Origin of the sequence: Streptomyces sp. NPDC049887 (genome assembly GCF_040656535.1) — a bacterium.
Lineage (GTDB): Bacteria > Actinomycetota > Actinomycetes > Streptomycetales > Streptomycetaceae > Streptomyces.
Genome location: NZ_JBFAMM010000037.1, coordinates 1 through 13,272 on the forward strand (window position 1 = coordinate 1; position 13,272 = coordinate 13,272).

Consider the following 13,272-nt stretch of genomic DNA (forward strand, 5'->3'; position numbering starts at 1 on the left):
GCTTCCCCGACAACGTGGCGGCCGGTATCCCCCGGGCCTCGGCCGTGCTGATCCTCAACGACCACGACACCGGCTACCCCTTCGCCTGCCTGGAGGGCTCGATCATCAGCGCGACCAGGACGGCCGCCTCGGCGGCGCTGGCGGCGGACCGGCTCAGCCGGGGACGGGCGGCCGGGCGCCCGGCGCGGGTCGGGTTCTTCGGCACGGGACTCGTCGCCCGCTACATCCACACCTTCCTCGCCGGCACCGGCTGGTCCTTCGACGAGATCGGTGTCCACGACGTGGCGCCGGAGAGCGCGGCCGGGTTCCGCTGCTACCTGGAGCAGTCGGGCACGGCGGGCCGGATCAGTGTGCACGACGACCCCGAGGAGCTGATCCGCTTCAGCGACCTCGTGGTCTTCGCGACCATCGCCACCGAGCCGCACGTCACCGACCCGTCCTGGTTCGCGCACAACCCGCTGGTGCTGCACGTGTCCCTGCGCGACCTCGCCCCGGAGATCCTGCTCGCCTCGGCCAATGTCGTGGACGACGTCGAGCACTGCCTCAGGGCCGACACCTCCCCGCACCTGGCGGAGCGGCTGACGGGCGACCGCGCCTTCCTGGACGGCACGCTCGACGACGTGATCGCCGGCCGGGTGGCGCTCCCGGCGGACCGGCCGGTGGTCTTCTCGCCGTTCGGCCTCGGAGTGCTGGACCTCGCGGTCGGCGCATGGGTGTACGACGAGGTGGCGCGCTCCGGCGGGCTGCACGTCGTCGACGGCTTCTTCCACGAACTGCGCCGGTTCGGCTGAGCCGCCCGGATGCCAGTGAGGAGGCACCTTGCAGGACTGGTCCCCCGGAGAGATCAAGGGTCAGGTCTCCGTAGCAGCTACGGACGACGCAACGGCCGCTGACGCAGGGGCCCGACGGGCCCGCTGCAGATGAGGAGGCCATCGTGCCTGTCATATCCGTTCCCCAAGACTTCAACGAAGACGATCTCTACATCGACCTCGAGTCGATATTCGGGCGCTCGCTCTTCCTGAAGTGCGAGGGCTTCAACTTCGCCGGTTCGATCAAGCTGAAGGCCGCGATCGAGATGGTGGAGGCCGCCGAGAGGGACGGAGTCCTGACGCCGGATTCGATCCTCGTGGAGTCCTCCTCGGGCAACCTGGGCGTGGCACTGAGCATGATCGCGGCGAGCAAGGGCTACAGGTTCCTGTGCGTCACCGACTCCCGCTGCAACCTGACGACCCGGCTGATGATGGAGGCCCTGGGCAGCCAGGTGCACGTGATCGCCGGCCAGGAGGCCAACGGCAGCTTCCTGGGCGCGCGGATCGACTACCTCCGTGCGCTGTGCGCCTCCGACAGCCGGTACGTGTGGCTCAGCCAGTACACCAACCCGGGCAACTGGAAGGCGCACTTCCGCAGGACGGCACCCGAGATCGCGCGTCGGTTCCCCGAACTGGACACGCTGTTCGTCGGCGCCGGGACCACCGGCACGCTGATGGGCTGTGCCCGCTTCTTCCGCGAGTGGCACCGGCCGGTGCGGGTCATCGCGGTGGACAGCGTCGGCTCCGTGTCCTTCGGCGGTGAGGCGGGGCGCAGGATGATCCCGGGCCTGGGGATGAGCATCCGTCCCCCGCTGCTCGACGAGTCCTTCGTGGACGAGGTCATCCGGGTGGAGGAACGGGACACCATCCGGGCCTGCCACCGGCTGGCCCGCCGGGGGTTCCTGTTCGGCGGCTCCACGGGCACCGTCGTCAGCGGCGCGATGGGCTGGCTCGCCGAGCACGGCGGCGACGGGCGCACGGCGGTGGCCATCGCACCCGACCTGGGCGAGCGCTACCTCGACACCGTCTACCAGACCAACTGGCTGCACGGTCTCTACGGTGACGACGTGCTGGACCCCGAACTGGCGAACGCCGAGTCCTGGATCCTGCCCACCCCTCCCCCGCCGGCGCCGTCGCCGGGCGGGCGACGTCCGCACCTGCGCACGGGCGACCGCGCGGAACGCCGGCGCCACCGGCGCAAGAGCGGCGGGGAACCGTGAGCTCCGCGGCCTCGGACGTGGCGTCACGACGGGCCCCCGGCCCCACCGCTCCACCGGCGGCCACCAGGACGTGACCGGCCGCCGCCCGCTGCCGCGACCCCGCCTCCGGCTTCGGCCGGAACGGGTGGGTGGCAGGGAGGGAGGAGGTGGGTGGGCGCAGTGGGCGGGTGGGCAGGCCCTGCTCACAGAGGCGCCAGCCGGTGGCCCAGTCCGGGCAGGTCCGGAAGCTGGACATGACCCGTACCGTTCGTCGCCGCGAAGGTCTCCGGGGCGAGGGGCTCCTGTTCGACGAGCAGGGGGCCGACCAGGTCGGGCGGGACCGTGGCGTGCGGGAGGGCCGCCGAGAGATGGGCGGCGGCGAGGGTGGCGACGCCCAGCTCCGGCATGCTGCCGATCTTCACGGACAGGCCGGCGGCCTCGGCGACGGCGGCGATCTGCCTCGCCCTGTGGAGCCCACCGACCTTCAGGATCTTGATGTTGAGCACATCGGCGGCGCCGCGGCGGACGATCTCCAGTGCGTCGTGGAGCGACTGGAGTGACTCGTCGGCCATCACTTGTGCGCCGCCCTGGGCGCGCAGCGCGGCGAGCCCGGCCAGGTCCCATCGGGGCAGGGGCTGTTCGACGAGGTCGAGCCCGGCGTCGGCGAGACGGGCGACCGTGCGGAGCGCGCTGCCGGGCGCGTACCCCTCGTTGGCGTCGAGGGAGAGCGATACGGAGTCGGGGACGGACTTCCGTACGGCGGCGACGAGTTCGACGTCCCGATCGGGGTCCTCGCCGCCCTTGAGCTTGATGTGGGGGAAGCCGCGCTCGGCGTACTGCGCCGCCTCCTCGACGCTCTCCGCGACGCTGCCGAGTCCGACGACCCATGTGGTGGGCACACGATGTGTGACCGCCCCGCCCAGGAGGAAGTGCGCGGGCCAGCCCGCGGCGCGGGCGGCCAGGTCGTGGAGGGCGAGGTCGAGCGCCGCCTTGGCCAGGTGCTGGCCGCGGATCGCGGCGTCCATGGCCGCGTGCGCCCCGGCCAGGTCGCGCGGGTCGCGGCCGATGAGGGCGGGCGCGGCGTGCTCGGTGAGGGCGGCCCGCAGCCCGGCCAGGGTCTCCCCGGTGTAAGCGGTCATCGGCGAGGCCTCGCCGAAGCCCGACGCCCCGTCGCTGGTGCGTACCTCCACCAGCAGGCTGACGAGTTCGGGGCTGGTGCCGCTGCTGATCGCGAACGGGCGTCGGTAGGGGGCGCGGACCACTCGGGTGTGGAACGAGGCGATCTTCAAGCCGGCTCAGCTCCTTCGCAGGCGTCGTTTCGGTCCGGACCGTAACTTCCCTCACGGCGGCCGTACGCAAACGGACGCGGGCGGAGGGCGCCGCCGTGACCGAACACCGCCCGCCGGCGCACCGCCTCCGACCCGCGCCGTCCCGTCGGAAGCACCGCCCCGCCCGGCGGTCCACCGCCTACAGCCGGACCCGGTACACGATCGGCGGCCGGCCCGTCTGCCCCTCCTGGCGAATCCCGGTCGGGACGGCCACGCCCGCCCGCTCCAGCCGTTTGAGTATCCGGCGCGCCGTGCGCTGCTGCACCGACAGGTGCTCGGCGACCGTGTGCGCGGTGAGCCCCGCTCCGCGGTCCGCGGAGGCCAGTTCCCGCAGCCGGTCCAGGGTGTGGGGGCTGATGCCGGTCCGCCGCGCCAGCAGCGCCGCTTCCCCGGGAGGGGCGGTCCCGCCGTCGGAGTCCCTCGCGGCCCCGTCGATGACGATGTCGACGTCGTCGCTCATCGACACGACGCCCGCGGCGGCCCCGACGGACCGGGCCCGGTTCACCGCACGGCGCGCCAGTGCCTCCGCCTCGGCGGCGGTGCGCCCGAGGCCGAAACCGATGTGGGCGGTGCCGTGCCGGGCGGCGAGCCCGTCGAGGAAGGGGATACGGGTGAACCGGTCCGTCGCCTTCTCCAGCACGCCCCGGGTGGTGACGACGAGCCGCCGGCCGTCGGGCAGGGCGGCGAGGCTGCCTCCGAGGATCCTCACGTCGTCGGCGAGCCGGTCGTCCGCGCCGGGCAGGTCGATCACCCCGAGGGCGACCTGGGCGTCGCCGCTGTGCCGACCCGCCGTGGCGAGGGCGAGGGCCTGGAGGGTCGAGAGGATCGAGTGCCGCGAGGGTGCGAGCCGTACCGTGTGGGTCCGGTGCTCCAGGAGGTGGAAGGCCGAGCCGAGACAGGTGATCGCGACCCTCGACCTCCCGGTGTCGCGCGCCTCCAGATGGAAGTCGACGAGGTCCTGGGAGGTGAGTCCGGGCCGGTGGGGCAGGACCTGTATGTGCTCGGTGGGGAGCTTCGCCTCCGTGAGCGTCTCCAGCACCTCGTCGCGGCGCAGGGTGTCGATGGAGACACGGGAGACGTCGTGGCCGAGCCGGAGCAGTTCGACGAGCGCCCGCAGCAGGGTGGCACCGCTGTAGGGCACGTACATCGCGGGGCGGTCGAGGACGCCGGCCGCCTCGGCCAGGCTGTGCGGGACGACCCCGGTGAACAGCAGGGCGTCCGCGGCGGACCCGGCGCCGGTGACGGCGTCCGTCGCCTCGTCCTCGTGGCGGTACGGGATCGGCAGCAGCCGGCCCGCGCCCGCCTGGCCGCCGACGGCGACCACCTTGCGGACCAGGTCCTCGGGGCCTATCACGCCGACCGTGAGCGGCATGGCCCGGTCTCCGTTCTGCTGAGGTCGCGGCGGCGACCTGCGGGGGTGTGACGCACGTACCGACGGGGCCGGGGACGCGTTCCGGGGGCGGTTCGCACATGATTGACGGCCGATCACGGGGGTTCTAGTTTCGGCCCAGGCCATAATCGCGTGCTGCCGAGAGGATAATCCCCCGATGCCGCAACGGGAAATGCCACTGCCCACAGTTCTCGAACCGCGCGGCAGGACCTTCGGCGAGGAGGAGCGCGCCGCGGTCCTGCGGGTGCTCGACTCGGCGGTCCTGTGCGGGGCGTTCGGCCGGGAGGCCCGGGCGCTGGAGACGGAGATGGCGGCGCTGTACGGGCGCGCCGAGGCCGTCTCGTCCAGTTCCGGCACGGCCGCGCTGCATCTCGCGATCGCCGCCGCCGGGGTGGGGCCCGGCGACGAGGTCGTCACCACCCCGATCTCGGACTTCGGCACGGTCGCGCCGGTCCTCGCCCAGGGCGGCAGGGTGGTCTTCGCGGACGTGCGGGCGGACGACGGCAATCTCGACCCGGAGGCGGTGGAGGCGGCGATCACTCCGCGCACCCGGGCGGTCGTGGCGGTCCATCTCTTCGGCGGCGCAGCGGACGTGGTCCGGCTGCGGGAGATCTGCGACCGGCACGGGCTGCCGCTGATCGAGGACTGCGCGCAGGCGTGGCTGGGCGAGGACGAGAACGGCCGGCTGCTCGGCACCGTCGGCGACATCGCCTGTTTCAGCCTCCAGCAGTACAAGCACATCACCGCGGGCGACGGCGGCCTGAGCATCACGGACGACCCGGAACTCGGCCGCAGGATGCGGCTGTTCATGGACAAGGGCTGGGACCGCACGGAGGGCCGCATCCACCGCACGATGGGGCTGAACTACCGGATGACGGAGCTGGTCGCCGCGGTCGCCCGGGCCCAGCTGACCCGGGTCGCCGAGGTCGTGCGGGTGCGGCGGGAGCGCGCCGAGCGGTTCGCGGTGGCCGTCGAGGGGCTCGTGCCCTCCCCGCAGGTCCGTCTCCCGTCCCGGCGGACCGGCCACGCCTGGTGGGTGATGCCGCTGCTCGTGGACGACAACTCCCGCTGGGCGGAGGACCTGCGGGCCGCGGGCGTACCGGCGCTGCCGGGCTACCTGGAACGGCCGCTGTACGCCAATCCGGCACTGTCCGGCCATCCGGCGGGCCCGTGTCCCCGGGCGGAGGAGCTGATCGACCGTACGCTGCTGGTGCTTCAGTGGAACGAGGCCTACACCGAGGACGACGTCGACCGGATCGCCCGGGCGCTGGGCGAGGTGGGAGCGCGATGAGCACGAGCACGACGGCCGAGTACGACCGCCCGCCCGCGTACGACTGGCTGACACCCTCGCCACGGGAGCAGGTCGGCTGGGACGTGGACGTGCTGTACGGGCCGTGGCCCCGGCACCATCGGGACATCACGCTGACGGAGGTGCGCCGGCGCCTCGACCGCTCCCCCGTGTGCGGCGCCCTCGCCCTGTCCACGCGCGGGCCGCTGTTCGACGACCGGGCGGGCAACGAGGAGACGCTGCGCGATCTCGCGGACTGCCCGGAGCTGCTGCCGGTGGGCACCGTCGACGTCCGGGACGCGATGACCGCCGAGGACCGGCTGGACGAGCTGGCGGCCGCCGGCGTGCGCTTCCTGCGGCTGTTCACCGTCGAGCAGGCCGCCGACCCGGGCTTCCCCGGCTACCGGCGTGTCGTCGACCTGGCCCTGGCGCGCGGGATGGTGCTGCTCCACGACGGCGACCCGCGCCGCTACGGCCCTCCCCTGATGGACCGCGGGGTCGATGTGGTCTTCCTGGACCTGCATGCGTACCTGCTGGCGGACTTCCTGCTGATGGCACATGAGGAGCCGGGGTTCCGGGTGACGACCCGGATGCTGTCGGGCCCCGACTCCGTGGAGCGGGTCGTGCACTCGGTGGGGGCGCGCCATCTGGTCTTCGGCTCGCGCACCCCGTTCATGGACATCTCGCCGCTGACGCTGCGGCTGCGCTACGCGGACATCTCCGACGACGAGCGCGACGCGATCGCCACGAGGAACATCGAGGAGCTGCTGAGCTGATGCCGATCATCGACGTGCACGCCCATGTGGGTCGCTGGCAGTTCCACCTCACCTGCGGCGACGCGGACGAGAACCTGCGTCTGATGGACCGGTACGGCATCGACCTCCAACTGGTGTCGGCGTCCGAGGCGGTGGTGTACGACGCGGTCGCGGGCAACGCCGCGCTGATGAAGGAGCTGGCGTCCCGGCCGCGTCTGTACGGGTACGCCGTGGTGAACCCGAACCGGATCGAGGAGAGCAGCGCGGACCTGCGCCGCTGTCTGGAGTCCGGCCGGTTCGTCGGCGCGAAGATCCACACGCACTATCCGGGGAGGCTGCCCGGCTCGCGGGAGATGGCCGAGGCCTTCGACGTGGTCGCCGAGGCGGGCGTACCGCTGCTGCTGCACACCTGGGGGCGGGAGGTCGCCCAGCTGCCCGACATGGTGGCCGCGCGCCCGGGACTGCGGGTCGTCATGGGCCACGCGGGCGGGGACGCGTGGCGGGAGGCGGCGCACGCGGCCGCTTCGTGCGAGGGGCTGTACCTGGAGCACTGCCGTACCGCCGCCGACGCGGGCCGGGTCGCCTACGCTCGCGAGGCCGGGGTGCCGGTGGAGCGGATGCTGTTCGGCACGGACGCCACGCTGATCGACCCCTGCTGGTCGCTGGGCGTGCTGCGGGACGCCGGGTTCACCCCGGCGGAGCTGGACCGGGTGCTGTGGCGGAACGCCGCGGAGCTGTTCGGCCTCGAGGTCCCCGCCTGAGTCAGCCGGGCGCCCGAAGTCGGGACCCGGACCCGATTCCCGTCCCGCCGTCGGGCCCGACCCGCGGTGTCCCGGTCCACCGCCGTCCGCCGGGCCGCTCCCCCTGGCCGCCCCGGCCGCCGAAGAACCTCCGCCCCGGCCGGGCGATCCCCCGCCCGCCGGGCGGCCCCGCGCACTCAGCGGAGCACGTCCGGCTCCTTGGCGAGCCCCTCCAGGCAGTCGACCACGGCCCGACGTTCGGCGTCGGGCAGGTCCGGACCGTACGGATCGTGCGCCGCCCCCTCGGGGAGGATGCCCTCCCAGACCGCCGCCCACAGCATGCGCTGCACATAGCCCTCGACGGGGTCGAGGAAGGTGGCCCCGGCGAAGGCGTCGAGCCGCGCCGAGGCCCGGACGAACGCCGTGTGGTCACCCGCGCGCCAGGCGTCCAGCACCGCGGTGGTCAGCGGTACGCGGGCCGCCGCGATGCCGACGAGCGCCGAGTCGGCGCCCCACATCAGCGAGGGCCCGAACATCCGGTCCTCACCGGTGACGACGAGCTTCCCGGTGGGCCGGGCCGCCCGGATCGCGTCCTGGCAGGCCATCGCCCGGTCCAGGGTGGCGAGTTTGAGGCCGGCCGCGGAGGGCAGACCGAGGAGCCTGCCGACCAGTCGCGGCGGATAGGGGTATCCGCCTGCCTCGCCGTGCAGGAAGAAGCCGAGCACGGGAAGCCCGCTCGCGGCGGCCACCTCCTCGTGGAGGGCGACGGCGGCGTCCTCGTCACCGGCCAGCAGGGCCGACGGGTAGACCATGACGGCGTCCGCGCCTCCCTCGGCAGCCTGCACGGCCATCGCGACCGTGGCGTCCACCGCCTCGCGCGGACGCCCGGCCCGCACGGACCGCGGCACGCCGGCGCCCGCCACGACCGGCCCGTCCACCGCCGACCGCCACACCGCGAGGACCCGGCGGCGGTCCTCCTCGGAGAGCTGCAGCCCGCGGCCGGTGTGCGCCCAGACGGCGACTCCGCCGACCGGCCGGCCGGCGATGTGATCGGCGTAGCCCCGCAGTGCGGCGTAGTCGACGACTCCCCGCCCGTCCATGGGGGTTGCGACCGCGGGCAGCACGGTGCCGCGGAGCCGGCGCACCAGCAGGTCCGTCGCGGACATGGGCGTTCTCTCCTGTCTGTCGCGGTCGTCGCCGCTACGCTAGCCTTTACGGTCCGGACCGTAAAGGAAGGGATTCCGCTCCGATGCGCCTCGGCCTCTACGTCAATCTCTATGCCGACAAGGCCGATCGGCCACGGCTGGCCGACGCGGTGGAGCAGGTCCGCCTCGCCGAACAGGCCGGCTTCGCCTGGGTCGTGCTGGGCGAGCGCCATCTGCACCGGCCCGGCTACCACGAGGCGCTCACCTCCCTGGCCTATCTCGCCGCGCACACCGAGCGGATCGGGCTGGCGACGGCCGGGCTGATCGCACCGGTCCACCAGCCGGTGTGGCTCGCCGAGACGCTGGCGCACATCGACGTCCTGTCGGGCGGCCGGCTCACCGCCGGGTTCGTCCTCGGCTACCGGCCCGAGGAGTTCGCGCTGTACGGCATCCGGCCGGAGCAGCGGGTGCCGCGCTTCGAGGAGTGCCTGGAACTGCTCACCCGGCTGTGGACCGAGGACGAGGTGACGTTCGAGGGCCGCTGGACCCGTGTCGAGGGGGCGTACCTGTCGCCGCGGCCCGTGCAGGACCCGAGGCCCCGGATCTGGAACGGCTGCCGGGTGCCCGCCGCGCTGGAGCGCACGGCCCGGATGTGCGACGGCTGGACCACGTCCTTCAACGAGACGGACGGGGAACTGTCCGGGAAGATCCGCGACTACCGGTCGTACCCGCAGGGGCCGGCCTCCCTGGGCGCCGAGGTCATCGTCTGCCGCGAGGGGTACGCGGCCGCGACCACGCAGCGGGCGCGGGCAGCGCTGGAGCGGTCGCTGCGTGGTCTGTACGACGCGTACGGCGACTGGAAGCGCACGTCGGCCGACGCGGGGCGCTACGCCCAGCAGTGGGACGACATCGTGGCCCGCTCGGTGATCGGCTCACCCGGTGAGTGCCGGGAGCGGATCGGCCGTTACGCGGAGATGGGCGCGGACGGGCTGGTCCTGCGCGTGCAGCCGCCCGGGATGCCGCAGGCGGACGCCCTGCGGGCCATCGAGGCGTTCGGGGATCTCGGCGTCTGACCCGGGCCGCCGCGCCTGCCGGCGGAGAGCCGCGTCCGACGGCGCACCGGGCGGGCCGGGCCGATGAGATGACGTGCCGTCACTCGGGAGTCGTGGGCCGACGGCACCGGGTCGGGAGGCGGTCCCGGCGGTGGCAGCGGGGCGCGGTGAGGGTCACGACTTGAGGCCGGAGGTGGCGATCGAGTCGGTGAGATAGCGCTGGAGCAGCCCGAAGACGAGCAGGCAGGGGATGACGGTGATGGTCGCTCCGGCCATGATCTGATTGATCGCCACGTTCTCCCCCTCCAGCGTCGCCAGACCGACGGTGAGGGTGCGCATCTCCTCCGACTGGCCGATGACCAGCGGCCAGAGGAAGTCGTTCCAGTGCCACAGGAAGACGAACACGCCCAGCGTGGCGAGCACGGGCCGGATCAGGGGCACCACGACGGTCGTGTAGATGCGCCATTCCGAGGCCCCGTCGATCTTCGCCGCCTCGAACAGCTCGTCGGGCAGCTGCACGATGAACTGGCGCATCAGGAAGACGGCCTGCGAGTTCGCGAGCGTCGGCACGATCAGTCCCCAGTACGTGTCCACGCCGCCCAGCTCCGAGACGAGGATGTAGTACGGGATGAGCGTGGCCTGGAACGGCACCATCAGCGTCGCCAGGAACGACCAGAAAAGGATCTCCCGGCCGGGGAAGCGCTTCTTGGCGAACGCGTAGCCGGCCATGGACGAGAACAGCAGGATGAGCAGCACCGACACCAGCGAGTACACGAGAGAGTTGACGGCCCAGCGGGTGATGTCGGCGTTCTCCAGGACGTCCGTGAAGTTCGCGAACGTGGCGCGGGTGACGTCGAAGGCGCCCGGGAGGGTCCGGCCCCCGGCGGGGGCGAACGCCACCAGCACCATCACGACGAACGGCGTGACGGTCACGACGGCGACGAGGACGAGCAGCACGGGCAGGCCCAGCCGGGCAACCGGCGGCCGCGGGGCCCGCGGCGTCCCGGCCGGGGGCGCGGCCGAGGGCCCGGGTGCCAGGTGCCGTTCGGCGGATGTGGAGGGGGTGGCCATCAGTCCGGGTCCCTTCCGATGAACCTCCGCTGGACGAGTGAGAAGGCGAGGACGACGAGGAACAGGACCAGGCCGACCGCGCTGGCGTAACCGAAGTCGAAGAATTTGAAGCCGGAGTCGTAGAGGAAGTACACGAGCGAGTAGCTGGCGCGGACCGGGCCGCCCGCCGTCATGACGTACATGGCGTCGAAGACCTGGAAACCGAGGATCGCCTCGATGACGAGGACGAAGAAGAGCACCGGCCGCAGCAGGGGCAGCGTCACCCGGCGGAAGCGCTGCCAGCCGCTCGCGCCGTCGATGGTGGCGGCCTCGGTGACCTCGCGCGGGATGGACTGGAGTCCGGCGAGCAGGATGAGCATGGAGTAGCCGAAGCCCTTCCACGCCGAGGCGGCGGCGATGGACGGCAGGACCAGGGACTCGCTGCCGAGGAAGTCGACGGGGCCGACGCCGAGGGCGCCGAGGGAGGCGTTGAGCAGCCCGTCCTGGACCTCGTAGATCCACTTCCAGATGACGGCGGCCAGCACGATGCTGGTGACGTACGGGAGGAAGAACAGCCCTCGGAAGAAACCGCGCATCCAGAGCGTGCGATGGAGCAGGACGGCGGTTCCGAGGGCGAGGGCGACGGTCGTCGGCACGTACAGGACCGTGTAGACGGCGGTGACTCCGAGGCTCTCCCAGAACAGGTCGTCGCCGAGGAGCCTGGTGTAGTTCCCGGCCCCGATGAACGTCCATTCCCCGCTGAGCCGGTAGTCGGTGACGGAGAGGAACGCCGCCCCCAGCGTCGGCCCGAAGCGGAACACGACGAACAGCACGAGCATCGGCGCGACGAAGGCGAGACCGGCCAGTGCCTCGCGGCGCCGCCGGATCCGGCTCCGTGCCCCGGGGGCGGTGCGGCCGGGGCCGCTCCCGTCCTCCGGGCGGGTGGCCTTCGCACCGGGCGGCGGGCCGCTCGCTCCGGGCGGCCGGTCACCCCCGTCCGGGGCGATCTCGTCGGTGACCGTCCTCCTCAACGCTGACGCGCCAGCAGCTCGTCGGCCTCGGCGGCGGCCGCGTCCAGGGCCGCCTTGGGGCTCTTCTTCCCGGTCAGCGCGGCCTGGATCTCCGGGCTGATCAGCGCCATCAGCTGACGCGCCGCCGGATTCGGCTCACCCGGATAGGTGTGGTTCAGCGCTTCCTGGTACTCCTTGGCGTGGGCGCTGTCGTTCGGGACCGTCACGTCGGTCCGCGGGGAGAAGAAGCCGCCGGCCCTGCCCATGGACTCGATCTGCGCCGGCTCGACCATGTAGGCGATGAACTTCTCGGCACCCGTCACGTTCCCGGACTTGGCGTTGATGCCGAGCCCGCCGGGCATTCCGAAGCAGACCTGCTTGCCGGGCCCGGTGAGGGCGGGGCCGACGATCACGTTGCCCTTGCCCCACGCCTTCTCGGCCAGTGCGGCGTCGGCGGGCGTGTTGGTGTAGCCCATGGCGACCTGCTGCTTGCCGAGCGCCTGGTCGGTGAAGAGGTTGGCGTTGTTCATGGCGGACCTCGGCACGGCCCCGCTCTTGTAGAGGTCGACGAGGAAGGACAGCGCCTCGACGCCCTCGGGGCCGTTGAAGGCGGCCTTCCTGCCGCCGTCGTCGAAGACCTTGCCGCCCGCCTGCCAGAGCAGCGGGTAGAAGCTCATGTTGAGCGATGCCTCGTTGCTCGCGGAGTAGTCGAGCGTGGAGGCGCCGGCCCGCTTCAGCTTCGGGGCCGCTGCTTTGATGGCGTCCCAGGTGGCGGGCGGCTCAGCGATGCCCGCCTTCTCCAGCAGCTTCTTGTTGTAGAGGGTGCTGGTGACGGTGTGGTAGATCGGGGCGGCGTAGACCTTGCCGTCCTGGCTCATGGCCTCCAGGGCGTTCGGGCGAAAGGCGCTCCTGGCCTCCTCGATGGCCCGGTCGACCGGCTGGATCGCGCCGTTCGCCTGGTACTGGGGAATCTGGTCGGGCCCGAGCAGGACCACGTCCGGGCCCTTGCCGCTGCCGAAGGCGGTGGCGAGCTTCTGGTCGCGGTTCTCCCAGGGCAGCTGCTCGATGCTGAGGTCGACGCCCTTCTCCTTCGCTTCGAACCCTTTCTCGATCCCGTCCCAGTACGCCGCATTGGCCTTCGGATCCATGATCACCGGGTACATCCAGACGGTGACCTTCTTGGACCCGGCGCCGCTGCCGCCGCATCCGGCGACCGTGAGCGTGGTGAGCGTGAGCAGTGCGAGAGGAACGGTGGCGCGCTTGAACCCTGTCTTCATGGGGGCCTCCGGAAGCCCTGGGGACCTGGGGAAACGAGCGAAGAGCCCGACACTTTCGGCCTGGGCCGAAAGTAGCCGGGCAGTTTTGGGCTGTCAATGCTCCCTCAACGCCTGCTCCGCGTGGGGGTGTTACGGCATCGGCCGAAAGGCGTAGTGCGGACCCCGCGGCGGGGCGGCCGCGGCCGTGGGCGGGGGGGGGGGCGCGCCGCCCGGGGCACCCCCCCCGGGC

The 13,272-nt window shown here is 72.6% G+C and carries 12 protein-coding genes; 6 read left to right on the plus strand and 6 right to left on the minus strand.

Features of this window, described 5'->3' with window-relative positions:
* The coding region (locus AB0J10_RS30620; RefSeq protein ID WP_363066162.1) for a 2,3-diaminopropionate biosynthesis protein SbnB at positions 1 to 791 on the plus strand (791 nt) is incomplete at its 5' end.
* Positions 792 to 934: 143 nt separating this feature from the next.
* Positions 935 to 2,029, plus strand: coding sequence for a 2,3-diaminopropionate biosynthesis protein SbnA (sbnA, locus tag AB0J10_RS30625; RefSeq protein WP_363066164.1), 1,095 nt, complete (start codon positions 935 to 937; stop codon positions 2,027 to 2,029).
* Positions 2,030 to 2,211: 182 nt separating this feature from the next.
* Here the strand turns inward: sbnA and AB0J10_RS30630 are convergent, their stop codons facing one another.
* Both AB0J10_RS30630 and AB0J10_RS30635 read right to left on the minus strand, forming a co-directional pair.
* Positions 2,212 to 3,297, minus strand: a complete 1,086-nt coding sequence (locus AB0J10_RS30630; RefSeq protein ID WP_363066166.1) for an enolase C-terminal domain-like protein — start codon at positions 3,295 to 3,297, stop codon at positions 2,212 to 2,214.
* Between the two features lie 178 nt (positions 3,298 to 3,475).
* Positions 3,476 to 4,708, minus strand: a complete 1,233-nt coding sequence (locus AB0J10_RS30635; protein WP_363066168.1) for a hypothetical protein — start codon at positions 4,706 to 4,708, stop codon at positions 3,476 to 3,478.
* A gap of 175 nt (positions 4,709 to 4,883) precedes the next feature.
* On the opposite strand from AB0J10_RS30635, the gene AB0J10_RS30640 reads away from it, so the two are divergent.
* From AB0J10_RS30640 to AB0J10_RS30650, 3 genes are read left to right on the plus strand one after another with little or no spacing between them, the layout of a single operon-like run.
* Positions 4,884 to 6,017, plus strand: a complete 1,134-nt coding sequence (locus AB0J10_RS30640; protein WP_363066170.1) for a DegT/DnrJ/EryC1/StrS family aminotransferase — start codon at positions 4,884 to 4,886, stop codon at positions 6,015 to 6,017.
* The gene (locus AB0J10_RS30645) at positions 6,014 to 6,790 is read left to right on the plus strand and encodes a hypothetical protein (RefSeq protein WP_363066172.1); all 777 of its coding nucleotides are present in this window, start codon (positions 6,014 to 6,016) and stop codon (positions 6,788 to 6,790) included. Before AB0J10_RS30640 ends, AB0J10_RS30645 begins: the two co-directional genes overlap by 4 nt.
* Positions 6,790 to 7,530 carry an amidohydrolase family protein gene (locus AB0J10_RS30650; protein ID WP_363066174.1) on the plus strand — a complete coding sequence of 247 codons (741 nt, stop codon included), beginning with the start codon at positions 6,790 to 6,792 and terminating at the stop codon, positions 7,528 to 7,530. Before AB0J10_RS30645 ends, AB0J10_RS30650 begins: the two co-directional genes overlap by 1 nt.
* 176 nt (positions 7,531 to 7,706) lie before the next feature.
* On the opposite strand, the gene AB0J10_RS30655 is transcribed toward AB0J10_RS30650, so the two are convergent.
* Positions 7,707 to 8,675, minus strand: coding sequence for a dihydrodipicolinate synthase family protein (locus tag AB0J10_RS30655; protein WP_363066176.1), 969 nt, complete (start codon positions 8,673 to 8,675; stop codon positions 7,707 to 7,709).
* Between the two features lie 83 nt (positions 8,676 to 8,758).
* Here AB0J10_RS30655 and AB0J10_RS30660 point away from each other — a divergent pair, with 83 nt between their 5' ends.
* Complete coding sequence (locus AB0J10_RS30660; RefSeq protein ID WP_363066178.1) at positions 8,759 to 9,727, plus strand: LLM class flavin-dependent oxidoreductase; 969 nt, start codon at positions 8,759 to 8,761, stop codon at positions 9,725 to 9,727.
* Between the two features lie 153 nt (positions 9,728 to 9,880).
* Here the strand turns inward: AB0J10_RS30660 and AB0J10_RS30665 are convergent, their stop codons facing one another.
* From AB0J10_RS30665 to AB0J10_RS30675, 3 genes are read right to left on the minus strand one after another with little or no spacing between them, the layout of a single operon-like run.
* Complete coding sequence (locus AB0J10_RS30665) at positions 9,881 to 10,777, minus strand: carbohydrate ABC transporter permease (RefSeq protein WP_363066180.1); 897 nt, start codon at positions 10,775 to 10,777, stop codon at positions 9,881 to 9,883.
* Positions 10,777 to 11,787: a sugar ABC transporter permease gene (locus AB0J10_RS30670; RefSeq protein WP_363066182.1), complete on the minus strand. Its 1,011-nt coding sequence runs from the start codon at positions 11,785 to 11,787 to the stop codon at positions 10,777 to 10,779. Before AB0J10_RS30670 ends, AB0J10_RS30665 begins: the two co-directional genes overlap by 1 nt.
* Positions 11,784 to 13,043 (minus strand): sugar ABC transporter substrate-binding protein, encoded by a 1,260-nt coding sequence (locus AB0J10_RS30675; RefSeq protein WP_363066184.1) that lies wholly within the window; start codon positions 13,041 to 13,043, stop codon positions 11,784 to 11,786. The genes AB0J10_RS30670 and AB0J10_RS30675 overlap by 4 nt, the downstream gene beginning before the upstream one ends.
* Positions 13,044 to 13,272: the final 229 nt, after the last annotated feature.